This window comes from Streptomyces sp. NPDC056628 (assembly GCF_042792555.1).
Lineage (GTDB): Bacteria > Actinomycetota > Actinomycetes > Streptomycetales > Streptomycetaceae > Streptomyces.
In genome coordinates, this window is the sequence record NZ_JBHTWG010000017.1 from 1 (window position 1) to 23,067 (window position 23,067).

Annotated in this window: 22 protein-coding genes, 1 tRNA gene and 1 pseudogene; 10 read left to right on the forward strand and 14 right to left on the reverse strand. The window is 70.7% G+C overall.

Translation table 11 applies throughout. From position 1 onward, the window contains the following. From ACFRAC_RS20960 to ACFRAC_RS20970, 3 genes and pseudogenes are all read left to right on the forward strand, one after another. Positions 1 to 651 (forward strand): integrase core domain-containing protein (locus tag ACFRAC_RS20960; RefSeq protein WP_382925652.1); only part of this gene is annotated, 651 nt, incomplete at its 5' end. Beyond that, positions 651 to 1,457, forward strand: a complete 807-nt coding sequence (gene istB, locus ACFRAC_RS20965) for an IS21-like element helper ATPase IstB (RefSeq protein WP_382925655.1) — start codon at positions 651 to 653, stop codon at positions 1,455 to 1,457. The genes ACFRAC_RS20960 and istB, both read left to right, overlap by 1 nt. A gap of 126 nt (positions 1,458 to 1,583) precedes the next feature. Continuing rightward, positions 1,584 to 2,018, forward strand: a pseudogene (locus tag ACFRAC_RS20970) (LacI family transcriptional regulator); the annotation flags it as partial. A gap of 107 nt (positions 2,019 to 2,125) precedes the next feature. Here ACFRAC_RS20970 and ACFRAC_RS20975 read toward each other — a convergent pair. From ACFRAC_RS20975 to ACFRAC_RS20985, 3 genes are all read right to left on the reverse strand, one after another. Beyond that, positions 2,126 to 2,199, reverse strand: a tRNA-Pro gene (locus tag ACFRAC_RS20975). A gap of 33 nt (positions 2,200 to 2,232) precedes the next feature. Continuing rightward, positions 2,233 to 3,051: a Pr6Pr family membrane protein gene (locus ACFRAC_RS20980; RefSeq protein ID WP_382925657.1), complete on the reverse strand. Its 819-nt coding sequence runs from the start codon at positions 3,049 to 3,051 to the stop codon at positions 2,233 to 2,235. A gap of 340 nt (positions 3,052 to 3,391) precedes the next feature. Beyond that, a complete protein-coding gene (locus ACFRAC_RS20985) occupies positions 3,392 to 4,318 on the reverse strand; it encodes a metallophosphoesterase (RefSeq protein ID WP_382925661.1) in 927 nt (308 codons plus the stop codon). A 141-nt stretch (positions 4,319 to 4,459) separates the two neighbouring features. Between ACFRAC_RS20985 and ACFRAC_RS20990 the strand changes: the two genes are divergently transcribed. Beyond that, positions 4,460 to 4,924: a GatB/YqeY domain-containing protein gene (locus tag ACFRAC_RS20990; protein WP_382925663.1), complete on the forward strand. Its 465-nt coding sequence runs from the start codon at positions 4,460 to 4,462 to the stop codon at positions 4,922 to 4,924. A 97-nt stretch (positions 4,925 to 5,021) separates the two neighbouring features. On the opposite strand, the gene ACFRAC_RS20995 is transcribed toward ACFRAC_RS20990, so the two are convergent. Next, entirely contained in the window at positions 5,022 to 7,331 is a 2,310-nt protein-coding gene (locus tag ACFRAC_RS20995; RefSeq protein WP_382925665.1) for a transglycosylase domain-containing protein, read from the reverse strand. Between the two features lie 480 nt (positions 7,332 to 7,811). Between ACFRAC_RS20995 and wblA the strand changes: the two genes are divergently transcribed. Then, the gene (gene wblA / locus ACFRAC_RS21000; RefSeq protein ID WP_055625082.1) at positions 7,812 to 8,150 is read left to right on the forward strand and encodes a transcriptional regulator WblA; all 339 of its coding nucleotides are present in this window, start codon (positions 7,812 to 7,814) and stop codon (positions 8,148 to 8,150) included. Positions 8,151 to 8,236: 86 nt separating this feature from the next. Here the strand turns inward: wblA and ACFRAC_RS21005 are convergent, their stop codons facing one another. Next, complete coding sequence (locus ACFRAC_RS21005; protein ID WP_382925669.1) at positions 8,237 to 9,724, reverse strand: ArsA family ATPase; 1,488 nt, start codon at positions 9,722 to 9,724, stop codon at positions 8,237 to 8,239. Between the two features lie 58 nt (positions 9,725 to 9,782). Next, positions 9,783 to 10,763: an ArsA family ATPase gene (locus ACFRAC_RS21010; RefSeq protein WP_382925672.1), complete on the reverse strand. Its 981-nt coding sequence runs from the start codon at positions 10,761 to 10,763 to the stop codon at positions 9,783 to 9,785. Positions 10,764 to 10,868: 105 nt separating this feature from the next. Here ACFRAC_RS21010 and ACFRAC_RS21015 point away from each other — a divergent pair, with 105 nt between their 5' ends. Both ACFRAC_RS21015 and ACFRAC_RS21020 read left to right on the forward strand, forming a co-directional pair. Beyond that, on the forward strand, positions 10,869 to 11,030 hold the full coding sequence (locus ACFRAC_RS21015) for a DUF4177 domain-containing protein (protein ID WP_003975360.1): 162 nt from the start codon (positions 10,869 to 10,871) through the stop codon (positions 11,028 to 11,030). Next, positions 11,027 to 11,494: a RidA family protein gene (locus tag ACFRAC_RS21020; protein ID WP_382925674.1), complete on the forward strand. Its 468-nt coding sequence runs from the start codon at positions 11,027 to 11,029 to the stop codon at positions 11,492 to 11,494. The genes ACFRAC_RS21015 and ACFRAC_RS21020 overlap by 4 nt, the downstream gene beginning before the upstream one ends. A gap of 73 nt (positions 11,495 to 11,567) precedes the next feature. On the opposite strand, the gene ACFRAC_RS21025 is transcribed toward ACFRAC_RS21020, so the two are convergent. The 3 genes from ACFRAC_RS21025 to ACFRAC_RS21035 all read right to left on the reverse strand — a co-directional run bounded on the left by ACFRAC_RS21025 (position 11,568) and on the right by ACFRAC_RS21035 (position 14,290). Further along, entirely contained in the window at positions 11,568 to 12,416 is an 849-nt protein-coding gene (locus tag ACFRAC_RS21025) for an MBL fold metallo-hydrolase (protein ID WP_382925676.1), read from the reverse strand. Positions 12,417 to 12,471: 55 nt separating this feature from the next. Then, positions 12,472 to 13,338, reverse strand: a complete 867-nt coding sequence (locus ACFRAC_RS21030; RefSeq protein ID WP_382925678.1) for an NUDIX hydrolase — start codon at positions 13,336 to 13,338, stop codon at positions 12,472 to 12,474. 277 nt (positions 13,339 to 13,615) lie between these two features. Then, entirely contained in the window at positions 13,616 to 14,290 is a 675-nt protein-coding gene (locus ACFRAC_RS21035; RefSeq protein WP_015658871.1) for a Crp/Fnr family transcriptional regulator, read from the reverse strand. Positions 14,291 to 14,495: 205 nt separating this feature from the next. Here ACFRAC_RS21035 and nth point away from each other — a divergent pair, with 205 nt between their 5' ends. From nth to ACFRAC_RS21050, 3 genes are all read left to right on the forward strand, one after another. After that, complete coding sequence (gene nth / locus ACFRAC_RS21040) at positions 14,496 to 15,518, forward strand: endonuclease III (protein ID WP_382925680.1); 1,023 nt, start codon at positions 14,496 to 14,498, stop codon at positions 15,516 to 15,518. A 70-nt stretch (positions 15,519 to 15,588) separates the two neighbouring features. After that, positions 15,589 to 16,284 carry an NUDIX hydrolase gene (locus ACFRAC_RS21045; protein ID WP_382925682.1) on the forward strand — a complete coding sequence of 232 codons (696 nt, stop codon included), beginning with the start codon at positions 15,589 to 15,591 and terminating at the stop codon, positions 16,282 to 16,284. Between the two features lie 106 nt (positions 16,285 to 16,390). Next, positions 16,391 to 17,590 (forward strand): MarP family serine protease, encoded by a 1,200-nt coding sequence (locus tag ACFRAC_RS21050; protein WP_382925686.1) that lies wholly within the window; start codon positions 16,391 to 16,393, stop codon positions 17,588 to 17,590. Between the two features lie 31 nt (positions 17,591 to 17,621). Here ACFRAC_RS21050 and ACFRAC_RS21055 read toward each other — a convergent pair whose 3' ends face one another. The 5 genes from ACFRAC_RS21055 to acs all read right to left on the reverse strand — a co-directional run bounded on the left by ACFRAC_RS21055 (position 17,622) and on the right by acs (position 23,016). Then, positions 17,622 to 17,804, reverse strand: a complete 183-nt coding sequence (locus ACFRAC_RS21055; RefSeq protein ID WP_382925688.1) for a hypothetical protein — start codon at positions 17,802 to 17,804, stop codon at positions 17,622 to 17,624. A gap of 127 nt (positions 17,805 to 17,931) precedes the next feature. Continuing rightward, positions 17,932 to 18,867: an alpha/beta fold hydrolase gene (locus ACFRAC_RS21060; protein WP_382925689.1), complete on the reverse strand. Its 936-nt coding sequence runs from the start codon at positions 18,865 to 18,867 to the stop codon at positions 17,932 to 17,934. Further along, the gene (locus ACFRAC_RS21065) at positions 18,864 to 19,361 is read right to left on the reverse strand and encodes a phage holin family protein (RefSeq protein ID WP_382925692.1); all 498 of its coding nucleotides are present in this window, start codon (positions 19,359 to 19,361) and stop codon (positions 18,864 to 18,866) included. The genes ACFRAC_RS21060 and ACFRAC_RS21065 overlap by 4 nt, the downstream gene beginning before the upstream one ends. 77 nt (positions 19,362 to 19,438) lie before the next feature. Next, positions 19,439 to 20,878: a Na+/H+ antiporter NhaA gene (gene nhaA, locus ACFRAC_RS21070; RefSeq protein ID WP_382925695.1), complete on the reverse strand. Its 1,440-nt coding sequence runs from the start codon at positions 20,876 to 20,878 to the stop codon at positions 19,439 to 19,441. Between the two features lie 182 nt (positions 20,879 to 21,060). After that, a complete protein-coding gene (acs, locus tag ACFRAC_RS21075; protein WP_382925697.1) occupies positions 21,061 to 23,016 on the reverse strand; it encodes an acetate--CoA ligase in 1,956 nt (651 codons plus the stop codon). Positions 23,017 to 23,067: the final 51 nt, after the last annotated feature.

A 23,067-nucleotide genomic window follows, 5' to 3' on the forward strand; every position in this document is an offset into this window, starting at 1 on the left:
CAACTGACCGAAGACTTTGCAGCGTTCGCCGGACTTCTGGGCGTCAAGTTCCTGCTCTGCAAGCCCCGTGACCCCGAGGCCAAGGGCCTGGTCGAGCGGGCCAACGGCTATCTCGAGACGTCGTTCCTGCCCGGGCGGGTGTTCACGTCACCGGCGGACTTCAACATTCAGCTCGCCGACTGGCTGACCAGGGCGAACCGGCGCATCCACCGGACCTTGCAGGCCCGCCCGGCAGACCGGCTGGAAGCGGACCGCTCCCGAATGCTGGCCCTGCCGCCGATCGCCCCGCCGGGCTGGTGGAAGGCATCCCTGCGGCTGCCCCGGGACCACTACGTCCGCCTGGACACCTGCGACTACTCGGTGCATCCGCTGGCCGTCGGCCGCCGCATCGAGGTCGCCGCCGACCTGGACCAGGTCCTGGTGACCTGCGACGGCGTCGAGGTCGCCCGCCATGCCCGCAGCTGGGCCCGACACCAGACCATCACCGACCCGGACCACGCGGCCGCTGCCGCAGCCGCCCGCAAGGCGGCCGCCGGCACGAAACCGGCGCCGGTGGACGTGACGGAGGTCGAGGAGCGGTCGCTGGACACCTATGACCGGATCTTCGGTGTCATCGACGGCGGGCTGAGCACGGGTGAAGGGGCAGCGTGATGAGCACGAAGAACGGCACGAACCAGGCCCGGGCCAGCCGCGACGTCGGCTCCGAACTGATCTACCTGACCAAGGCGTTGAAGGCCCCGGCCCTGCGGGATGCGGCCACCCGGCTCGCCGAACGGGCCCGCGACGAGGGCTGGAGCCACGAGGAGTATTTGGCCGCATGCCTGCAGCGGGAGGTCGCAGCCCGTGACTCCCACGGCGCCGAGGGACGCATCCGGGCGGCTCGTTTCCCCTCTCGCAAGTCGCTGGAGGACTTCGATTTCGACCACCAACGGTCCGTGAAACGCGAGGTCATCGCCCATCTGGGGACGCTGGACTTCGTCACCGGAAAGGAGAACGTGATCTTCCTGGGGCCGCCCGGCACCGGCAAGACCCACCTCGCCACCGGGCTCGGCATCCGGGCCTGCCAGGCCGGACACCGGGTCGCCTTCGGCACCGCCGCCCAGTGGGTCACCCGCCTCGCCGAGGCTCATCAGGCCGGACGTCTGAGCGACGAGTTGACCCGGCTGGGACGGATTCCGCTGATCGTGGTCGACGAAGTGGGTTACATCCCTTTCGAGCCCGAGGCGGCGAACCTGTTCTTCCAGTTCATCTCGGGCCGCTACGAACGCGCCTCCGTGATCGTGACCAGCAACAAGCCCTTCGGGCGCTGGGGCGAGGTCTTCGGCGACGACACCGTCGCCGCGGCGATGATCGATCGACTCGTTCATCATGCCGAGGTGATCTCGCTGAAGGGCGACAGTTACCGCATGCGCGGCCGCGACCTCGGACGGGTTCCCGCCGCCAACACCGGGGAATGACCAACATCAACTGACGCAGTGGGGGTCAATTTTCACCCGCCGGAACCGGCTCACTATTCAAGCGTCGCCGACAGTCTGCGGCTGTCCACCGCAATAGGCGCAGCCTCCGTCGTTGGCTTCGAGCACAGGTCTGGCTTCGCCACCAGGCTCTTTCGACCTGCTGCCACGGGACGGTATCCCGGACGCGGCAATCAGGAAGAGCACCCTGTGCCGGTGGTCGCCGAGCCGTGGCCCGGGATTCCGACACGTGGGCAAGGGGCCTGCAGGCGGGCTGAGGCGTGCTGGATGCCGATCGCTCCCGGTCTGACGCCGCACGGGTTCCGCCACACGCACAAGACTCCGATGCGAGAGGTGGGGACGCCGCCGAAGCTGATGGACGAACGGATGGGTCACGTGGACGGCTCGGTGCAGTCGCGCTACGACCACATCGCGGCCGGGATGCGGCAGGCGCTGATGACCGCGCTCACCGGGATGTGGGAGGAGGCGTTGGACGCGCGTCGAGCGATGAGCCCCGGCTCGCCCGTGGCTGCTCTGGATGCGCTGCTGAGGGCTCGTGGGTAGGGCACTGGTCTGGAGACGATTTCCGAGATCTTCCCAGAGAGCTTCTGGAGAACAGTTCAGGGCCGGTGCTGATCTCTCAGCACCGGCCCTGAACTGGTGTGTCTCTGTCGGGGTGGCGGGATTTGAACCCACGACCTCTTCGTCCCGAACGAAGCGCGCTGCCAAGCTGCGCTACACCCCGATGTCGCTGCTCGTCGCGGCGACGTCGTTTACTTTAGCCCACCGGTGGCTGGAGACGAAATCCGGTTTGTGAGCGGTGGTGGACGCGTCCGCGCAGCGGGTTCGGGCGGACGTGGTCCAGGGCCACCAGGAGCAGCGCCAGGGCGTACATCGCCAGGCCCAGGAGCAGCGCGTTGCCCAGGACGCTCTTGAGGCCGTGATCGGCGACGTCGAGGAACGGGTACAGGTAGCGGGCCGGCTCGGCGGGGACCAGGAACTCGCCCCGGGCCAGGACGAAGGCCAGGTAGGCCACCGGGTAGAGCAGCCAGGGCGCGGCCTGGCGCAGGTGCAGGTCGCGTGGGGGTGTGAGGAGCAGCCAGTCCAGCAGGGCCGCCAGGGGAGTCACCGTGTGCAGGATCTGGGTCGTCACCGCGTGCCAGCCGGTCGGGGCGGCCGCCTCGCCCGAGAGGACGCCGGGCAGGGTGAAGGGGCTCGCGCTGTTCACCAGGAGTAGGTGGTAGACCAGGCCCGTGATCAGGACGTAGAGCAGGGTCGCCCCGGTCAGTGACGAGGGGAGGGGGCGGCGGGCCGTCCAGGCGCGGCGAGCCGATGCGGCGAAGACCAGGACCAAGAGGATGTTGCTCTGGATCGCGAAGTGACTCAGTAGGCGCAAGGGGCTGCCAAGGATCAGTTCGATGATCACGGCCGCGGTCGCGAGTACGGCGACGACCAGACGGAACGCTGCCGCCAGGCGGCGGGGCGCCGGGGTCGCCACCGCCGTGGCGGGGACGTGCGACGGCATCAGTATCGGCACGCCCGGTATCGCGGGCAGATCCGGGATGTCCCTGGGTATCGGGGGTATCGGGGCGCTCATGTACCTCACGCTAGGGAGCGTGGGTGAAATGGGCGATATGGGTGGGCCAGGTGGGTTACGGCTCCTCCGTCGGCCCCAGTGGTCACATCGGCTCTCAGCGGCCCAGCGCCCAGCGGTCACAGCGGCACTCAGCAGTGATCACATCGCCCCACCAGCACCCGTTGGTCACACCAGCCTCACCGGCGTGCATCGGTCACACCAGCCCCACCGACCGCGCACCGGTCACGCCACTCCGGAGCCGCGGGCCGCAGCCCCCGGCCCCAAGCCCCCGGGGCAGCAGCCTCCCGACCGCAGCCCCCGACCCGCCTGGGGCCCCAGCCCCCCGACCGCAGCCCCCGCCCTACTCCCGCCCCACGAACGTCAGCAACGTCGCCTCCGGTGGGCAGGCGAAGCGGAACGGGGTGTAGCGGTTCGCGCCGCAGCCCGCCGAGACGTGGAGGTAGGACCTACGGCCCTCCGCCGTGTGCGTGGACAGGCCCCTCGCCCGGTCCGTGTCCAGGTCGCAGTTGGTGACCAAGGCGCCGTAGAAGGGGATGCGAAGCTGGCCGCCGTGCGTGTGGCCGGCCAGGACCAGCGGGTAGCCGTCGGCCGTGTACGCGTCCAGCACGCGCAGATACGGCGCGTGCACCACGCCCATCGCGAAGTCCGCCGCGCCGGACGGGCCGCCGGCCACCTGCGCGTAGCGGTCCCGCTTGATGTGCGGGTCGTCGAGCCCCGTCAGCTCCACGGACACGCCCTCGACCTTGAGCGTCCCGCGCGTGTTCGTCAGGTTGAGCCAGCCCGCCGCGTCGAAGCCCTCGCGGAGGTCCTCCCACGGGTTGTGGATCGCGTCGACCGCGGGCGCGTTGCCGTTCAGGCCGTGGCGGCCCTGGGCCTTCTCCAGCAGGTAACGGGCGGGATTGCGCAGCTTCGGGCCGTAGTAGTCGTTGGAGCCGAACACGTACGCGCCCGGGAACTCCATCAGCGGGCCCAGCGCGTCCAGCACCTCCGGCACGCCCTCCGGGTCGGACAGGTTGTCGCCCGTGTTGATCACGAAGTCGGGGCGCAGCCCGGCCAGGGAGCGCAGCCACCGCTGCTTCTTGCGCTGGCCGCCGACCATATGGATGTCGGAGACCTGGAGCACGCGCAGTGGGCGCATGCCGGCCGGGAGGACGGGGACCGTCACTCGTCGGAGGCGGAAGGAACGGGCCTCGAAACCGGCCGAGTAGAGCAGACCGGCGGCGCCGACCGCCGTGATGCCAAGGGGTACTCCGTATCGCGCGTGCATACGACCATCGTGTCAGACCGCGGAAGTGCCCCGCGCCCGGCGGTCCCGGACCGGCCGCGCCCGCCCCCGGTACGGCCTTCTGGCGCAGCTCCCTTGAAATCAAGGGGCGTTCCGATCCCCGCACCTGCGACAATCGGACACATGACCACGCTCAAGTCGAAGCTGCAGGAAGACCTCAACGCCGCGATCAAGGAGCGCGACGAGCTCCGCTCCGCGACGCTCCGGCTGACGCTCGCCGCGATCACCAAGGAGGAGGTCGCGGGCAAGACGAAGCGCGAGCTCTCCGACGACGAGGTGCAGAAGGTGATCACCCGCGAGGCGAAGAAGCGCCGTGAGGCGGCCGAGGCGTTCGCGCAGGGCGGGCGTGCCGAGCAGGCCGAGCGGGAGAAGGCGGAGGGCGAGGTCCTCGCCGCCTACCTGCCGAAGCAGCTCAGCGACGACGAGCTGAACCAGATCGTGGCGCAGGCCGTCGAGGAGGCCAAGGCCGCCGGTGCCGAGGGCCCGCGGGCCATGGGTGCCGTCATGAAGATCGTGAACCCGAAGGTGGCGGGTCAGGCGGAGGGCGGCCGCGTCGCCGCCGCGGTGAAGAAGCTCCTCGCCGGCTGAGGACGACGGGGGAGCGGGGCAGCACCTCCGCACACCAGACACGACGAGGGGCCCGGCACATGTGCCGGGCCCCTCGTGCTGTCACTCGCGTCGGCCGTCAGCCGCGCCCCCCGGTCCCGTTCCCGTTCGACTGGCCGCGCCAGAAGCCCTCCGGGATGGAGAAGGACGGGGCGGGCTCGGGGCCGCCGTTGCTGTTCCCGCCGCCGTTGCCGTTCCCGCCGCCGTTGGAGCCGCCGACCAGGCCGCCGATGACGTTGTCACCGTTGCCGTTGTCGTCGCCGCGCCCGTGGTCGCCGTCACCGCCTTCGTCCCCGCGGCCGTGCTCCCCGTCCTCGTCCTCGTCCGGGATGTGCACGGTGTGGAACCGCTCGGCCGGCTTGTTCTCCAGCGCGCCCGACATCGCGTCCCGCCAGATGGGGCCCGGGACCCGGCCGCCGTAGACGAGGTCGTGGTACTCGCCGCCGATGTAGATGTTGCGCATCTTGACCTTCTGGGTCGCGCTGCCGACCCAGACCGCGCCCGAGAGGTTCGGGGTGTAGCCCACGAACCACGCGTTGCGGCGCTCGTCCGTCGTACCGGTCTTGCCGGCGCTCTCCCGGGACGTGAGGCCGGCCTCCTTGCCGGTACCGGAGTCGACCACGCCCTGCAGCAGGCTGTTGACGGTGTCGGCGGTCTTCTCGGACATCGCCCGCGAGCACGTCGACTTGGGGACTTCCAGCGACTTCTGCTGGTCGCCGACCTTCTGCGTGATGGCCTCGATGGCGACCGGCGTGCAGTACATGCCGCGGGAGGCGAAGGCGGCGTACGCGCTCGCCATGGTCAGCGGGGAGAGACCGACGGAACCGAGGGCGATGGCGGGCCGCTCGGGGAGCTTGTCGCCGTTGCCCTGGCGGACCTGGAGATGGTCGGTCATGTCGACCACCGGGCACAGCCCGATGTCGGCGATCATCTGCACGAAGTAGGTGTTGACCGACAGCTCCATCGCCTTGCGCAGGCGGTACGGGCCGTGCTCCGACTCGCTCTCGTTCTCCAGCTTCTCGCCGCGCAGGTTGGTCCACGGCTTGCTGTCGCACGTCTGGACCGGGCTCGGGTACTCCATCTGGTACGGCGAGGAGTACTCCTGCGTCGGTGGCCGGCCCTCCTCCAGGGCGGCCGCGGCCACGAACGGCTTGAACGTCGAACCGGTCGGGAAGCCGTAGTTGGAACCGCCGTACGCCGCGTCCACCGAGTAGTTCAGCTCGGTCTGGTTCTTGCCGGAGCCGTACGGCTTCGACTGGCCCATGCCGAGGATCTTGCCGGTGCCGGGCTCGACCAGGGTGGCCGCCGCGGCGACCTTGTCCGACTTGTAGACGTGCTGCCTGAGCGAGGCCTGGACCGACGTCTGGGACTTCGGGTCCAGGGTGGTCTTGATCGTCAGACCGCCGCGGTTCCAGATCTTGGCGCGCGCCTCGCGGTTCTTGCCGAAGACCGGATCGTTGAGGAAGACGTGCTTGACGTACTCGCAGAAGAAACTGGCGCCCTCGACGGCGGTGATGCAGCCGTTCTCCGGCCTGCGGACCTTCAGGCCCAGCGGGGCCTTCTTGGCCGCGTCGGCCTCCTGCTGCGAGACGTCACCCAGGTCGGCCATGCGCTGGAGGACGGTGTTGCGCCGCTTGGTGGCCTCGGCCTCGTCGTTGACCGGGTCGTACCGGCTGGGCGACTGCACGATGCCGGCGAGCAGCGCCGCGTCCTGGAGCTCGAGGTCCTTCGCGGACTTGGAGAAGTAGCGCTGGGCGGCGGCCTCGACGCCGTACGCCTGCTGGCCGAAGAACGTGATGTTCAGGTAGTTCTCGAGGATCTTCTTCTTGCCGAGCTCCTCCTCGACCTGGATCGCGTACTTCAGCTCCCTGATCTTGCGGCCGAGGGTCTGCTGGGTGGCCTGCGCGACCTTGGTCGGGTCGTCGCCGGCCTCCTCCACGAAGACGTTCTTCACGTACTGCTGGGTGAGCGTCGAGGCGCCTTCGGAGACGCCGCCGCTCTGCGCGTTCTTGTTGAGGGCGCGCAGGATGCCCTTCAGGTCGACCGCGCCGTGCTGGTAGAAGCGGGCGTCCTCGATCGCGACGATCGCCTTCTGCATGTACGGCGAGATGTCCTTGAGCTCCAGCACCGTACGGTCGCGCGAGTAGACCGAGGCGATCATGCCGCCGTCGGCGTCCAGGATCGTGGTCCGCTGGCTCAGCGGCGGGGTCTTCAGGTTGGCCGGGAGTTCGTCGAAGCTTTCGACCGACCCCTTGGCCGCGAGCCCCAGCGCGCCGACGGCGGGCAGCGCGATGCCCGCCAGCACGGCTCCGGCGAGCACACTGACACCGAGGAACTTCGCGGCCTGCTGCGTTGGCGACAGACCACCGCCCGAGCGCTTCTTTGGCATGGGGGAAGCCTAAACCGTAGAGATGAGCGAACCGAGAGCCGACCGTGCCGGGTGATGGCATGGCGGGGTGACGCGGGCCACGGTGCCTTCCCATTCGCCGGACAGGCGCACAGGCCTTGGCCTAAGCTGCTCTCAACTGTCACAGCAGAGCGGCCACGTATCAATACGTCCGGCGACCCCGAATCGTTCCGGAGATTCCCCACTTTTCCGGTGGGGGCGTGTCCGAATCCGCCTCGTGTGTCATCCGGCGTCCGTTGTGGCGCAAGGTAACTGTCCCGGTTTGCCGGGAAGGTCACGCATGTCGCCAGCTCACTCCCCCGGGTGATCTGCCGCTTACCCATAGTCCGTTCGGACCATTCAAGATTGGGCCCGCTGGGGGTGTTGCGCTGTGCCCACCTTCCGTAACGTCCTCAACTGGCGGCGGTGAATATGCCGCTGCCGCCGTGGGGGAGCCTCGATTCGGGAGAGGACGGCGCCGGTATGGGCTGGGTAGTCGACTGGAGTGCGCAGGCGGCCTGCCGCACTACCGATCCGGATGAACTGTTCGTTCAGGGAGCAGCGCAGAACAGGGCCAAGGCGGTGTGCACCGGATGCCCGGTGCGTACGGAGTGCCTGGCGGACGCGCTCGACAACCGCGTCGAGTTCGGCGTGTGGGGAGGCATGACGGAGCGAGAGCGTCGCGCACTGCTGCGCCGGCGGCCCACCGTCACCTCGTGGCGCCGGCTGCTGGAGACGGCGCGCACGGAGTACGAGCGGGGAGCGGGACTGCTGCCCCTCGACGACGACGAGGTCTACGAGGACTACGCCGCCGTGGGCTGAGGCGCGGCCGGTCACCGGGCCCTGATACAGGGACAGGGCCCAGACACGCCGTACGGGTGCCCAGGCACGCCCACAGGAGTCGGCCGTCAGGCCTCGGGCACCTGGGCGGGTGGCTCGGGATCGGGAAGCTCCGGCCGGTTGGCCGCGAGCCTGTTCCCGATGTCCCGCAGCCCGGCCAGGTCGTGCACGTCACCGGGGAGCGCGGCCACTTCGGCCACCGCCACCTCGGGGTGCAGCGCGGCGAAACGGTCGCGCGTGCGCTGTTCGCGGGAGAGCAGTTGCATACGTTCGGCGTGCAGCTTCAGCAGGCCGGCCGTGAGTTGGTCGACGGTCCGCTCCACATGCGGAGCGCCGGTCTCGGGCTGGTCGGGGGCCGCGATGTGCTCCATGTCCGTGGCGGCGGGGGAGCCTGCGTCGGGAGCTGGCGCCTCGGGAGCGGCCGTGTCTGAACTGTCGTACGTGTCGGGAGAGTTACGAAGACCAGCTTTCCCGGCCTCCTGATCCACAATGCGGGGCTCTTCAAGATTTTCCGCGGCGGCGAGCGCCCGCTCGGCCGACAGGCGGTCGGCGCCGCTGCCGTGGACCCGGTTGAGCACCAGCCCGGCGAGCGGCATGTCCTCGGCGGCCAGCCGCTCCACGAAGTACGCGGCCTCCCGCAGCGCGTCCCGCTCCGGCGCCGCCACCACCAGGAACGCCGTACCGGGCGCCTGGAGCAGCTTGTACGTGGCGTCCGCGCGCGTGCGGAAGCCGCCGAACATCGAGTCCATCGCGGCCACGAACGTCTGCACGTCCTTCAGCAGCGGCCCGCCGAGGAGCTTGCCGAGGGCGCCGGTCATCATCGACATACCGGCGTTCAGGAACTTCATGCCCGCGCGGCCACCGACCTTCGCCGGAGCCAGCAGGACGCGGATCAACTTGCCGTCCAGGAACGAGCCGAGCCGCTTCGGCGCGTCCAGGAAGTCCAGCGCCGAGCGGGACGGCGGGGTGTCCACGACGATGAGGTCCCACTCGTCCTTGGACCGCAGCTGGCCCAGCTTCTCCATCGCCATGTACTCCTGCGTGCCCGCGAAGCCCGCCGAGAGCGACTGGTAGAAGGGGTTGCCCAGGATGGCGGCCGCGCGCTCCGGGTCCGCGTGCGCCTCGACGATCTCGTCGAAGGTGCGCTTCATGTCGAGCATCATCGCGTGCAGTTCGCCGACTCCCTCGACGCCCTTCACCCGGCGCGGAGTGTTGTCCAGCGAGTCGATGCCCATGGACTGGGCGAGCCGGCGGGCCGGGTCGATGGTCAGCACGACCACCTTCCGCCCCCGCTCGGCGGCCCGCAGGCCCAGGGCCGCCGCCGTCGTGGTCTTGCCGACCCCGCCCGAGCCGCAGCACACCACGATCCGGGTCGCCGGGTCGTCGAGCAGCGGGTCCAGGTCGAGCACGCGTGACGCGGAGAGGTGGTGGGGGCGGCGGGCGGTGTCCTGCCCTTGTGCCCATTTCTCCGCCCGATTCTGCGACTGCGACGGCGACTGCGACTGCGACTGCGACTGCGCCTGTTCCTGGGTCTGCGCGGAATTCGGACGGCTCATGAGTTCCCCTCTGCTTCTGGGGCCGACGCCCGTGGTCCAGCTTCAGGCCCGCGGCGGGTCACCATGACAGGTCCTGTTCCCGCAGCTCGCGCGCGAGGGCGTACAGGCCCGCCAGATCCATGCCCTCGGCGAGCAGGGGCAGTTCGTGCACCGGCAGCCCCAGGTCGGCCAGCACGGTGCGCTGCTCGCGCTCCAGGGCGTGCCGCTCGGCGTACTCCGCGGCCTGCCCCAGCAGCGGGTCGACCAGTCGCTCGGCCAGTCCGCCACGGCGCGCCCCGCCGAGTCCCGCCGCCGACAGCGACTTGGCCACGGCGGCGCGCGGGACACTGCGGACGAGTTCCAGATCGATCGCGTCCAACACCTGGGGCCGCATCATGTTCACGATGATCCGGCCCACCGGCAGCCGCGCCGCCCGCAACTCGGCGATGCCGTCCGCGGTCTCCTGGACGGGCATCTCCTCCAGCAGCGTCACCAGGTGCACCGCCGTCTCCGGCGACTTCAGCACCCGCATCACCGCCTGCGCCTGATTGTGTATCGGCCCGATGCGGGCGAGGCCCGCCACCTCGTCGTTGACGTTCAGGAAGCGGGTGATGCGCCCGGTGGGCGGCGCGTCCATGACCACGTGGTCGTAGACGAAGCGGCCCGCCTTGTCCTTGCGGCGGACGGCCTCGCAGGCCTTGCCGGTCAGGAGGACGTCCCGGAGCCCCGGGGCGATGGTGGTGGCGAAGTCGATGGCGCCGAGCTTCTTCAGGGCCCGGCCGGCGCCGCCCATCTTGTAGAACATCTGGAGATACTCCAGAAGGGCCAGTTCGGGGTCGATGGCGAGGGCGTACACCTCCCCGCCCCCGGGCGCGACGGCGATCTTCCGCTCCTCGTAGGGCAGCGCCTGCGTCTCGAAAAGCTGTGCGATGCCCTGCCTGCCCTCGACCTCGACGAGGAGTGCCCGTTTCCCCTCCGTCGCGAGGGCGAGCGCGAGTGCGGCGGCGACCGTGGTCTTTCCGGTCCCGCCCTTACCACTGACGACCTGGAGCCTGCTCACGTCTTCGAGCCTAACCAGTATGTGCGCCGAGTACGCGGCAGCCTGTGGACAACGTGACGCGGTCGGCCGTCCGGGCCGCCCGGGGCAGCGGATAAAGTCGGCCGCATGACCAAGTGGGAATACGCAACCGTGCCGCTGCTCGTCCATGCCACGAAGCAGATTCTGGACACCTGGGGCGAGGACGGCTGGGAGCTCGTCCAGGTCGTGCCCGGGCCGAACAACCCCGAGCAGCTCGTCGCCTACCTGAAGCGGGAGAAGCAGGCGTGAGCGCGGTCGAGGAGAGGCTGGCCGAGCTGGGCCTGACGCTGCCGGAGGTCGTCCCTCCGCTGGCCGCGTACCAGCCTGCCGTGCAGTCGGGCGTGTACGTCTACACCGCCGGCCAGCTGCCGATGGTGGACGGCAAGCTTCCGGTGACCGGCAAGGTGGGTGCCGAGGTCACCGCCGAGGAGGCCAAGGACCTCGCGCGCGTCTGTGCCCTGAACGCCCTGGCCGCCGTGAAGTCGGTCGCGGGCGACCTGGACCGTGTCGCACGTGTCGTGAAGGTCGTGGGCTTCGTGGCCTCCGCGTCGGACTTCACCGGGCAGCCGGGTGTCATCAACGGCGCCAGCGAGCTGTTCGCCGAGGTCCTGGGCGACAAGGGCGTCCACGCGCGCAGCGCGGTGGGTGTGGCGGTGCTTCCGCTGGACGCGCCCGTGGAGGTCGAGGTGCAGGTGGAGCTGAGCGGGGCGTAGGTCTCCGACGGTTCGGCCGCGGCCGGCTCCGGCTGCGGCCGTCCGGCTTCCGCCGCCTGTTCGGGGCGCGTGGTCAGAGGGCCGAGCGCGGTTCGATGAGGCCGTGTTCCTCCAGGTAGTCCAGCTGCGCCCGGACCGACAGCTCCGCCGCCGGCCACAGCGAGCGGTCCACGTCGGCGTACACATGGGCGACCACCTCGGCCGGGGAGCGGTGGCCGTCCTCCACCGCCGTCTCGACCTGCGCCAGGCGGTGGGCGCGGTGGGCCAGGTAGAACTCGACCGCGCCCTGGGCGTCCTCCAGGACCGGGCCGTGGCCCGGCAGGACCGTGTGGACGCCGTCGTCGACCGTGAGGGACCTCAGGCGCCTCAGGGAGTCCAGGTAGTCGCCGAGGCGGCCGTCGGGGTGTGCCACGACGGTCGTGCCCCGGCCCAGGATCGTGTCGCCCGTCAGGACGGCCTGGTCGGCCGGCAGATGGAAGCACAGCGAGTCGGCGGTGTGGCCCGGCGTCGGGACCACCCGCAGCTCCAGGCCCCCGACGGTGACCACGCCCCCGGCGCCGAGCCCCTCGTCCCCGAGCCGCAGCGCCGGGTCGAGCGCACGCACGCGTGTGCCGGTCAGTTCGGCGAACCGCAGGGCGCCGTCGGCGTGGTCCGGGTGCCCGTGCGTGAGCAGTGTCAGGGCGACGCGCTTGCCGGACCGCTCGGCCGTGGCGACGACGTTGCGCAGGTGCCCCTCGTCCTGCGGCCCCGGGTCGATGACGACGGCGAGGTCGGAGTCCGGCTCCGAGACGATCCAGGTGTTGGTGCCGTCCAGGGTCATCGGTGACGCGTTGGGGGCCAGGACGTTGACGGCGCGGGCGGTGGCCGGGCCGGAGACGACCGCGTCTCGCGGCTGGCCGGGAAGGGCTGCGGCGTCCGTCATACGAGGGGGCCTTCCGGGGCTCGGGGCGTGGGCGCGAGCGGCCGCGCGGTCGCGGTCACGCGGGGGCTCCGCCGGTCGGGATGTGCTTGGTGAACTCGTCGTGGCCGGGCCAGGCGAGCACGATCTCGCCGTTCACGAGGCTCGCCTGTGCGAGGACGGCGGTGAGGTCACGGCCGGGGGCGGCGGCCAGGGCCTCGGCGGCGCTGCCGTACGGGATGAGCTGGCGCAGGGTCGCGATGGTGGGCGGCATCATCAGCAGCTCGCCCTTGTCGTACGCGGCGGCGGCCTCGGCGGGGCGGATCCAGACGGTGCGGTCGGCCTCGGTGGAGGCGTTGCGCGTGCGCTGGCCCTCCGGGAGGGCGGCGACGAAGAACCACGTGTCGTAGCGGCGGGGCTCGAACTCGGGGGTGATCCAGCGGGTCCAGGCGCCGAGCAGGTCGGAGCGGAGGACGAGGCCGCGGCGGTCGAGGAACTCGGCGAACGACAGGTCGCGGGCGACCAGGGCGGCGCGGTCCGCCTCCCAGTCGTCGCCCGTCGTGTCGCCGACGACGGTGTCCTCGGTGGGGCCGGCGAGCAGGACACCCGCCTCCTCGTAGGTCTCGCGGACCGCCGCGCAGACGATCGCCTGGGCCGTGGCCTCCTCGACGCGCAGCCGGGCCGACCACCACGCGCGCGTGGGGCCCGCCCAGCGGATCTCGTGCTCGTCGCGGGGGTCGACACCGCCGCCGGGGTAGGCGTAGGCGCCGGCGGCGAAGGCCATCGAGGTGCGGCGGCGGAGCATGTGGACGAGGGGTGCCTGGTCCGAGTCCTTGAGCAGCATCACCGTGGCGGCGCGTCTGGGGACGACCGGGGTGAGGCCTCCTTCCGCGAGTGCGCGGATGCGGTCCGGCCACTCCGGTGGGTACCACTGCCCGTTTGCCATGGGCGCGAGGCTATCTCGTGACGCGCAGATGTTCGAGGGGGCTCTGGGGGTGGGGGTGTGTGGAGGTGAGGTGCGGGTTTGTGTCCGCGACGGCCCTGGCGGGCGGACACCCCCGGCACGTCCCCGCACCGCCGTGGGCGGGGGCCCGTCCGTGGCGGGTCGCGGATCGGCTTCGCCGTACGCGGGGGGCCTGTCCATGTCGGGTCGCGGTTCGTCGTCGTACGTACGCGGCGGGGCCCCGCCTCGGTGGGAGGCGGGACCCCGTTCCACGGCTGTGTCAGCGCGAGCGCTTGGCCAGGCGTTCGACGTCCAGGAGGATCACGGCGCGGGCCTCCAGGCGGAGCCAGCCGCGCTGGGCGAAGTCGGCCAGGGCCTTGTTGACCGTCTCGCGCGAGGCGCCGACCAGCTGGGCCAGCTCCTCCTGCGTCAGGTCGTGGACGACGTGGATGCCCTCCTCGGACTGCACCCCGAAGCGGCGGGAGAGGTCGAGCAGAGCGCGGGCCACGCGACCCGGGACGTCCGAGAAGACGAGGTCGGACATCGCGTCGTTGGTGCGGCGCAGGCGCCGGGCGACGGCGCGCAGGAGCGCGGTGGCCACCTCGGGGCGGGCGTTCAGCCAGGGCTGGAGGTCGCCATGGCCGAGGCCGAGCAGCTTGACCTCGGTCAGCGCGGTGGCGGTCGCCGTGCGCGGGCCCGGGTCGAACAGGGAGAGCTCGCCGATGAGCTCTCCGGGGCCGACGACGGCGAGCATGTTCTCGCGGCCGTCGGGGGACGTGCGGTGAAGCTTGACCTTGCCCTCGGTGACGACGTACAGCCGGTCGCCCGGGTCGCCCTCGTGGAAGAGGGAGTCGCCCCGTGCGAGCGTCACCTCACTCATGGAGGCGCGCAGTTCCGCGGACTGCTCGTCGTCGAGAGCCGCGAAGAGCGGATTGCGCCGCAGAACGTCGTCCACGAGTTCTCTCCTTGTCGACCTGCTCAGGGGGTCGATTCCCCCGCGTGCCAGGGGACCGTGTTCCCCATTTTGCCGGACGGTCCAAACAGTGTGATCTGTCACAAGGATGCCGCACACATGTCCGGAGGTACGCGGCAGGGGTCCAATTGGGCGCCGATCTTCCCGGTCCAGGGCGGATGTCGGTGCCGGGCTTTAGGCTGGCCGGGTGTCCAAATCGCCGGTGAGAGCACAGGCCAAGGGGGCTGGGTGGGTGGTTGATCGTCATGATTCCGCTGTGGGCGAACAGGGCCCTGGTGGAGGGAAGAGGACGGCGCGAACGGCGAAAAAGGCGCCGGGCGGAGCCGCTGCGCGCGGCAGGAAAGCGCCGGTGAAGAAGGCTGTCGCCAAGAAGCCAGCCGTTGTTCCCGAGAAGGGTGCCGTGCCGGTGAAGGGCGCCTCGGCCGCCAAGGCGGTGGGGGGCTCGCGGACCGCTCTCGTGCGGCGGGCCCGGCAGATCAATCGGGAGCTCGCCGAGGTCTATCCGTACGCCCATCCCGAGCTGGACTTCGAGAACCCCTTCCAGCTTCTTGTCGCGACCGTTCTGTCCGCCCAGACCACGGACCTGCGCGTCAACCAGACGACACCGGCGCTTTTCGCCAAGTACCCCGGCCCGGAGGATCTGGCCGCCGCCAATCCGGAGGAGGTCGAGGAGATCCTGCGTCCGTGCGGGTTCTTCCGGGCCAAGACCCGGTCGGTGATGGGGCTGTCCAAGGCGCTTGTGGAGGATTACGGCGGGGAGGTCCCGGGGCGGCTGGAAGACCTGGTCAAGCTGCCCGGCGTGGGGAGGAAGACGGCCTTCGTCGTCCTGGGCAACGCGTTCGGGCGGCCCGGTATCACCGTCGACACCCACTTCCAGCGGCTGGTGCGGCGCTGGCAGTGGACCGAGCAGACCGACCCGGACAAGATCGAGGCCGAGGTCGGCTCGCTGTTCCCGAAGAGCGACTGGACGGACCTGTCGCACCATGTGATCTGGCACGGCCGCCGTATCTGCCACGCCCGCAAGCCCGCGTGCGGCGCCTGCCCCATCGCCCACCTGTGCCCGGCGTACGGGGAGGGCGAGACCGACCCGGAGAAGGCGCAGAAGCTGCTGAAGTACGAGAAGGGCGGCTTCCCCGGGCAGCGTCTGAAGCCGCCGCAGTCCTATCTGGACGCGGGCGGCAAGCCGGCTCCGCCGCTGGGGGCCGCGTGACGCGGTGCGGGTGCACGGAACGATCCGGAGAGCGTCCCGCGTTGAAGCAGGCAGGACGACAGGGGTGGCGATGGCGCGGGTGAGCGGTACGCAGGACGGCCCGGTGGTGCTCAGCAAGGACGGGCTGCCGGGCTGGCTGGAGCCGGTGGCGCGGGTCGTCGACACCGTCGAGCCGTTGCAGCTGAGCCGCTTCCTGCCGCCGAAGGACGGGGCCGGGCGCCAGTCGGCCGTACTGATCCTCTTCGGGGAGGGTGAGCGCGGGCCCGAGCTGCTGCTCATGGAGCGGGCCAGCTCCCTGCGGTCGCACGCCGGGCAGCCGTCCTTTCCGGGCGGCGCGCTCGACCCCGAGGACGGCGATCCGGGGACCGACGGGCCGCTGCGGGCCGCCCTGCGCGAGGCCGAGGAGGAGACCGGCCTCGATCCGGGCGGTGTGCAGCTCTTCGGAGTGCTGCCGCGGCTCTACATCCCGGTCAGCGGGTTCGTCGTCACCCCGGTGCTGGGCTGGTGGCGTGAGCCGAGCCCGGTCGGCGTCGTCGATCCGAACGAGACCGCCCGCGTCTTCACCGTCCCCGTGGCGGATCTCACGAATCCGGACAACCGTGCCACCACGGTCCACCCCAGCGGCCATCGAGGACCGGCATTTCTGGTCGAATCGGCCCTCGTGTGGGGCTTCACGGCCGGTGTCATCGACCGGCTGCTCCACTTCTCCGGCTGGGAGCGGCCCTGGGACCGGGGGAAGCAGGTCCCGCTCGACTGGCGGTCATGACAGGGTGTCTGCGGTGCTGTGCCGTCCCGGGGGCCTCGTGTCCGAAATGCCGCCGGGTCCATGGCTGACCTGGTGAGCGAAGAATGATGAGGCGAGGCTAGAACCGGTGAACGTGCTGGACATCCTGTTGCTGGTCGCCGCCGTCTGGTTCGCGATCATCGGTTACCGCCAGGGCTTCGTCGTCGGCATCCTGTCGGTGATCGGCTTTCTCGGGGGCGGTCTCGTGGCCGTGTACCTCCTTCCGGTCATCTGGGACGCCCTCACCGACAACGCCGAGGTGAGCACCACCGCGGCCGTCGTCGCCGTCGTCGTCGTGATCGTCTGCGCCTCCATCGGGCAGGCGCTGACCACCCATCTGGGCAACAAGCTGCGCCGCTACATCACCTGGTCGCCGGCCCGTGCGCTGGACGCCACCGGCGGCGCCCTCGTCAACGTCGTGGCGATGCTCCTCGTGGCCTGGCTGATCGGCTCGGCCCTCGCCGGGACGACGCTGCCGACGCTCGGCAAGGAGGTCCGCGGCTCCAAGGTGCTCCTCGGTGTCTCCCGGGCGCTGCCCGCCGAGGCCGACACCTGGTTCGCCGACTTCTCCTCCGTCCTCACGCAGAACGGTTTCCCGCAGGTCTTCAGCCCGTTCTCGAACGAGCCCATCACCGAGGTCCAGCCGCCCGACCCGGCCCTGGCGAACAGCCCGGTGGCCACCCGCGCCCGGCGCTCCATCGTCAAGGTCGTGGGCACGGCGACCAGTTGCGGCAAGGTTCTGGAGGGCACCGGCTTCGTCTTCTCCGAGCGCCGCGTCATGACCAACGCGCATGTCGTCGGCGGCGTCGACGAACCCACGGTCCAGATAGGCGGCGAGGGCCGGCGGTACGACGCGACGGTCGTCCTGTACGACTGGAAGCGCGACATCGCCGTACTGGACGTGCCCGATCTCGACGCACCCGCGCTGCGGTTCACGGCCACCGACGCCAGGAGCGGCGACGGCGCGATCATCGCGGGCTTCCCGGAGAACGGCGCGTACGACGTACGGGCCGCGCGGGTGCGCGGGCGTCTGCCGGCGAACGGGCCGGACATCTACCACCACGGCACCGTCAGCCGTGACGTCTACTCCCTGTACACGACCGTGCGCCAGGGCAACTCCGGCGGCCCGCTGCTCACCCCCAAGGGGAAGGTGTACGGCGTGGTCTTCGCCAAGTCCCTCGACGACGCGGACACCGGGTACGCGCTGACCGCGGACGAGATCCGGGAGGACATCGCCAAGGGGCGTACCGCCAAGCAGCAGGTGGACAGCGACAGTTGCGCGCTGTGAGCCCGGTGCCGTGGTGAGAGGGCGCCGCCTGTCAGCCGCGCGGGTGGCGCAGGCGTACCGAGACCCAGCGGGCCCTGCGGCGGAGAATGCGCGGAATCCCCACCCGGGGGTCCGCGACCGGCATCTGCCCGGCGCTGCCTCGCTGGTGGGAGCTCAGCCCGCCGGCCGAGCGCCGATCGCGTGCCGCGTCACTGTAGTCGTGCGTCCAGCCCATACCCCGACGTCTGCCCCCGCCCCAAGGTCGATAACCGCGCCGGAAGGCCCCAATTGGCCTATGCGCCAGGCAATTGGCTGTTCGAAGAACAGGTGTTCAGTACCGGATAGCGGGCGTGCCGGCCCGGTCACCGGTCGGGCTCGGGGTCCTTCAGCCAGTTGATGAGCTCGGTGGAGAAGGCGACCGGGTCCTCCTCGTGCGGGAAGTGCCCCAGACCGTCGAACAGGCGCCAGCGGTACGGCGCTTCGACGTACTCGCCCGAACCGGCCGCGCTGCGCGTACGCATCACCGGGTCGAGGGAGCCGTGCAGATGCAGCGTCGGCACCCGCACCGGCCGCTTCATCCGGCGGTTGAACTGGATGCCGTCGGGCCGTGCCAGCGAGCGCACCATCCACCGGTACGGCTCGATCGAGCAGTGCGCGGTGGACGGGATGCAGAGGGCGCGCCGGTACGTCTCCACCGCCTCGTCGTCCGGCAGTCGCGGGCCCGACCAGCCCCGGATCAGCCGGCCGACCAGCGCCCCGTCGTCGGAGGTCAGCTGCCGTTCGGGGATCCAGGGCCGCTGGAACCCCCAGATGTAGGAGCTCGCGCTGGTCTGCTTCACGTCCGAGAGCATCGCCGAACGCCAGCGCCGGGGGTGCGGCATGGACGCGACCGCGAGCCGGCGGACCAGCTTGGGGCGCATCACGGCCGCCGTCCAGGCCAGATAGCCGCCCAGGTCGTGCCCGACGAGAGCGGCGTCGGGCTCGCCGAGCGAGCGGACCACACCGGTGATGTCGAGGGCGAGGTTGGCCGGGTCGTAGCCGCGCGGCGTACGGTCGCTGCCGCCCACGCCGCGCAGGTCCATCGCCACGGCACGGAAACCCGCGTCGGCGAGCGCGACGAGCTGGTGCCGCCACGCCCACCAGAACTGCGGGAAGCCGTGCAGCAGCATGACCAGGGGGCCGTCGCCCATTTCGGCGATGTGGAAGCGCGCGCCGTTCGCGGCGACGTCCCGGTGCGTCCAGGGGCCGTCGAGCCGTACGACCGAGCCGGGTTGTGCCGAAGGGGCGGGATCCGTCATGACGACGAGCGTGCCACAGCCTCGATGGCCGCGGGTGCCCGGTCCTCCAGCTCGGCCGCGGGAGCCGGCCGCGGGTGCGGCTTGGCGTTCTGCAGGACGCCCGCCGTCTCCTTCATCGACGACGCGACCTTCTGCGGGCTCTTGCTCTTCTTGGCCTTCTTCGCGAAGACGACGCCGATCAGCGCGAGAACCACCGCGACGAGGACGTTGGCGGCGAAGGACAGCAGGAAGCAGAGCGCCAGGTTCCAGTCGCTCCAGGTCCTGATGCCGTACGCCAGGGCGAAGTTCAGCATCGGCAGCGAGAACACCAGCACCGCGCCCGCCAGCGAGAACGCCCCGCCGCTGGTCGCGCCGCGCTTGACGTCCTGCTTGAGCTGCGCCTTGGCCAGGGCGATCTCGTCATGCACCAGCGCCGACAATTCGGTCGTCGCCGAGGCGAACAGCTGGCCGATGCTGCGTTCGGCGCCGACCGGGCTGCCGTCGGGTGCGCTCATCGCGGTCTCCCTCGTAGTCACGGTTCCGTCTTCCGCCTGACCGGGTACGGTTCCGTCTTTTGTACCGTCCCGTCAGATCATGCCCGACGGTGCCCCTCATCGCCTGCCCTGCCCGCCCCTTCGGCAACCGCGTGGCGTGCGGCGGCCTTCTCCTCGGCGAGCCGGCGGTGCTCGGCGGCCCTGCGATCGTGCAGGGCGGCCATGCGCAGGTGGTACTCGGGGTCGTCCTGCTCGTAGATGTCCGGCACGCCGGAGGCGTCCTCGTCGCGCTCCTCGTCCTCCCACATCCGGCGGTACTTGGCGTTCCGGATCTTCAGCAGCACGGTCGCCAGGATCGCCGCGGTCAGGGAGCCGAGGAGGACGGCCGCCTTGACCTCGTCGGTGAGCGCGGTGTCGCCCGCGAAGGCGAGCTCGTCGATCAGCAGGGAGACGGTGAAGCCGATCCCGGCGAGGGTCGCCACGGCGAACACGTCCGCCCACGCCAGGTCGTCGCTGAGCGAGGCCCGGGTGAAGCGCGCCGTCAGCCAGGTGCCGCCGAAGATGCCGACGGCCTTGCCGACGACCAGCCCGAGCAGCACCCCGAGCGTCTCCGGCTGGGTGAACACGTCGCGCAGCGCTCCCCCGGAGACCGCCACCCCGGCGCTGAACAGCGCGAACAGGGGCACGGCCAGGCCCGCCGACAGCGGCCGTACCAGGTGCTCGATGTGCTCGCCCGGGGACTCCTTCTCGCCCTCGTGCCGGGTGCAGCGCAGCATCAGGCCCATCGCGACACCGGCGATCGTGGCGTGGATGCCGCTGTTGTACATCAGCCCCCAGATGACGAGGGCGAGCGGCACGTACACGTACCAGCCGCGTACTCCCCTGCGCAGCAGCAGCCAGAAGACGACCAGGCCCGCGACGGCGCCGCCGAGCGCGGCGAAGTTCAGCTGCTCGGTGAAGAAGAGCGCGATGATCAGGATGGCGAAGAGGTCGTCGACGACGGCGAGGGTCAGCAGGAACGCGCGCAGCGCGCTCGGCAGCGAGGTGCCGATGACCGCGAGCACGGCCAGCGCGAACGCGATGTCGGTGGCCGTCGGCACGGCCCAGCCCGCCAGCGAGCCGCCGCCGGTCACCGCGGTCAGCGTGTACACGAGGGCCGGTACCGCCATGCCGCACAGCGCCGCGACGACCGGCAGGACGGCCTTGCCCGGGTCCTTGAGATCGCCGGCGACCAGCTCGCGCTTGAGCTCGATCCCGGCGACGAAGAAGAAGATCGCGAGGAGCCCGTCGGCCGCCCAGTGCTCGACGGACAGATGCAGGCCCAGGGCCTCGGGGCCGACGTGGTAGTGCCCGACGCTCTCGTAACTGTCCTGCAGGGCCGGAATGTTCGCCCACAGCAGGGCGGCGATCGCGGCGACGAGGAGCAGGACGCCGCCGACGGTCTCGGTGCGCAACGCGTCCGCCACGAAATTCCGCTCGGGCAGGGAGAGCCGGCCGAAGGCCTTGCGGGCGGGGGTGGGGGGAGGGGACGCGGCCACGGGGGATTACCTCCGGTCGGTGGGCATGACGGAGAACATGCCGACCAGACTTCCCGGCGCACCTATGAACGAGTTTCGCTGCGTTCAGCCTACTCACGGGTGCACCGGGGTGCATCCGGGTCTCATCGTACGAACGCCGAGGGCACCCGGCGCGCCTGGCGCCGGGTGCCCTCGGGGCGTGCTCAGTCCTCGCTGGACGACGTCGGCAGCTTCGCCTGGATGAAGTCCATGACGGTCGAGTCGGTCAGCGTGGTCACATCACCGAGCTGGCGGTTCTCGGCGACGTCCCGCAGCAGCCGGCGCATGATCTTCCCGGAGCGGGTCTTCGGCAGCTCGGCCACCGGCAGGACCCGCTTGGGCTTGGCGATCGGGCCGAGGGTGGCGCCGACGTGGTTGCGCAGGTCGGCGACCAGGTCCTCGGTCTCGGCGGCCGTGCCCCGCAGGATGACGAAGGCCACGATGGCCTGGCCGGTGGTCTCGTCGGCGGCGCCGACGACGGCCGCCTCGGCGACCGACGGGTGGGACACCAGCGCCGACTCCACCTCGGTGGTGGAGATGTTGTGCCCGGACACCAGCATCACGTCGTCGACCCGGCCCAGGAGCCAGATGTCGCCGTCGTCGTCCTTCTTCGCACCGTCACCGGCGAAGTACTTGCCCTCGAAGCGCGACCAGTACGTGTCGATGAACCGCTGGTCGTCACCCCAGATGGTGCGCAGCATCGACGGCCACGGCTCGGTCAGGACCAGGTAACCGCCTCCGCCGTCGGGCACCTCGTTCGCCTCGTCGTCCACGACGGTCGCGGAGATGCCGGGCAGCGGCCGCTGGGCCGAGCCGGGCTTCGCCTCGGTCACACCGGGCAACGGCGAGATCATCATGGCGCCGGTCTCGGTCTGCCACCAGGTGTCGACGACCGGGGTGCGGTCGGCGCCGATGTTCTTGCGGTACCAGATCCACGCCTCGGGGTTGATCGGCTCGCCCACCGACCCCAGGACGCGCAGCGAGGACAGGTCGAACTTCGCGGGGATGTCGTCGCCCCACTTCATGAACGTCCGGATGGCCGTCGGCGCCGTGTAGAGGATCGTCACCCCGTACTTCTGCACGATCTCCCAGAAGCGGCCCTGGTGCGGCGTGTCCGGCGTGCCCTCGTACATGACCTGGGTCGCGCCGTTCGCCAGCGGTCCGTACACGATGTACGAGTGACCGGTGACCCAGCCGACGTCCGCGGTGCACCAGTAGACGTCGGTCTCCGGCTTGAGGTCGAAGACGGCGTGGTGCGTGTAGGCGGTCTGGGTGAGGTAGCCGCCGGAGGTGTGCAGGATGCCCTTGGGCTTACCGGTCGTCCCGGACGTGTAGAGGATGAAGAGCGGCTGCTCGGCGCCGAACGCCTCCGCGGTGTGCTCGGCGGACTGCCGGTCGACGACCTCGTGCCACCACACGTCACGGCTGTCGTCCCACGCCACGTCCTGGCCGGTACGGCGGACCACGAGCACGTGCTCGACGTTGTCCACCTTGGAGACCGCCTCGTCCACGGCGGGCTTGAGCGCGGACGGCTTGCCGCGCCGGTAGCCGCCGTCGGAGGTGATGACGACCTTGGCGTCGGCGTCCTGGATCCGGGTGGCGAGCGCGTCGGCGGAGAAGCCGCCGAAGACGACCGAGTGGGCGGCGCCGATACGCGCGCACGCCAGCATCGCGATGGCCGTCTCGGGGATCATCGGCAGGTAGACGGCGACCCGGTCGCCCTTGCGCACGCCCAGTTCGAGCAGCGCGTTGGCCGCCTTGGAGACCTCGTCCTTGAGCTCGGCGTAGGTAATGGCGCGGCTGTCGCCGGGCTCGCCCTCGAAGTGGATGGCCACCCGGTCGCCGTGTCCGGCCTCGACATGGCGGTCCACGCAGTTGTAGGCGACGTTGAGCTCGCCGTCCTGGAACCACTTGGCGAACGGCGGGTTCGACCAGTCCAGTGTCTCGGTCGGCTCCTTGGCCCAGGTCAGGCGGCGGGCCTGCTCGGCCCAGAAGCCGAGCCTGTCAGCCTTGGCCTGTTCATACGCCTCCGCGGTGACGTTGGCGTTGGCAGCCAGGTCGGCGGGGGGTGCGAACCTGCGCTCTTCCTTGAGCAGGTTGGCCAGGCTTTCGTTGCTCACGACATCTCCCTTTCCCGGGGTGTCCGTTGTGTCCCAGGCCACAGCTCATCA

What these genes read in the sequence shown, in the direction of transcription:
- istB (WP_382925655.1), top strand. Translation starts at nt 651, where the DNA reads ATGAGCACGAAGAACGGCACGAACCAGGCCCGGGCCAGCCGCGACGTC.
- ACFRAC_RS20980 (WP_382925657.1), bottom strand. Translation starts at nt 3,051, where the DNA reads ATGAGCGCCCCGATACCCCCGATACCCAGGGACATCCCGGATCTGCCC.
- ACFRAC_RS20985 (WP_382925661.1), bottom strand. Translation starts at nt 4,318, where the DNA reads ATGCACGCGCGATACGGAGTACCCCTTGGCATCACGGCGGTCGGCGCC.
- ACFRAC_RS20990 (WP_382925663.1), top strand. Translation starts at nt 4,460, where the DNA reads ATGACCACGCTCAAGTCGAAGCTGCAGGAAGACCTCAACGCCGCGATC.
- ACFRAC_RS20995 (WP_382925665.1), bottom strand. Translation starts at nt 7,331, where the DNA reads ATGCCAAAGAAGCGCTCGGGCGGTGGTCTGTCGCCAACGCAGCAGGCC.
- wblA (WP_055625082.1), top strand. Translation starts at nt 7,812, where the DNA reads ATGGGCTGGGTAGTCGACTGGAGTGCGCAGGCGGCCTGCCGCACTACC.
- ACFRAC_RS21005 (WP_382925669.1), bottom strand. Translation starts at nt 9,724, where the DNA reads ATGAGCCGTCCGAATTCCGCGCAGACCCAGGAACAGGCGCAGTCGCAG.
- ACFRAC_RS21015 (WP_003975360.1), top strand. Translation starts at nt 10,869, where the DNA reads ATGACCAAGTGGGAATACGCAACCGTGCCGCTGCTCGTCCATGCCACG.
- ACFRAC_RS21025 (WP_382925676.1), bottom strand. Translation starts at nt 12,416, where the DNA reads ATGACGGACGCCGCAGCCCTTCCCGGCCAGCCGCGAGACGCGGTCGTC.
- ACFRAC_RS21030 (WP_382925678.1), bottom strand. Translation starts at nt 13,338, where the DNA reads ATGGCAAACGGGCAGTGGTACCCACCGGAGTGGCCGGACCGCATCCGC.
- ACFRAC_RS21045 (WP_382925682.1), top strand. Translation starts at nt 15,589, where the DNA reads ATGGCGCGGGTGAGCGGTACGCAGGACGGCCCGGTGGTGCTCAGCAAG.
- ACFRAC_RS21055 (WP_382925688.1), bottom strand. Translation starts at nt 17,804, where the DNA reads ATGGGCTGGACGCACGACTACAGTGACGCGGCACGCGATCGGCGCTCG.
- ACFRAC_RS21060 (WP_382925689.1), bottom strand. Translation starts at nt 18,867, where the DNA reads ATGACGGATCCCGCCCCTTCGGCACAACCCGGCTCGGTCGTACGGCTC.
- ACFRAC_RS21065 (WP_382925692.1), bottom strand. Translation starts at nt 19,361, where the DNA reads ATGAGCGCACCCGACGGCAGCCCGGTCGGCGCCGAACGCAGCATCGGC.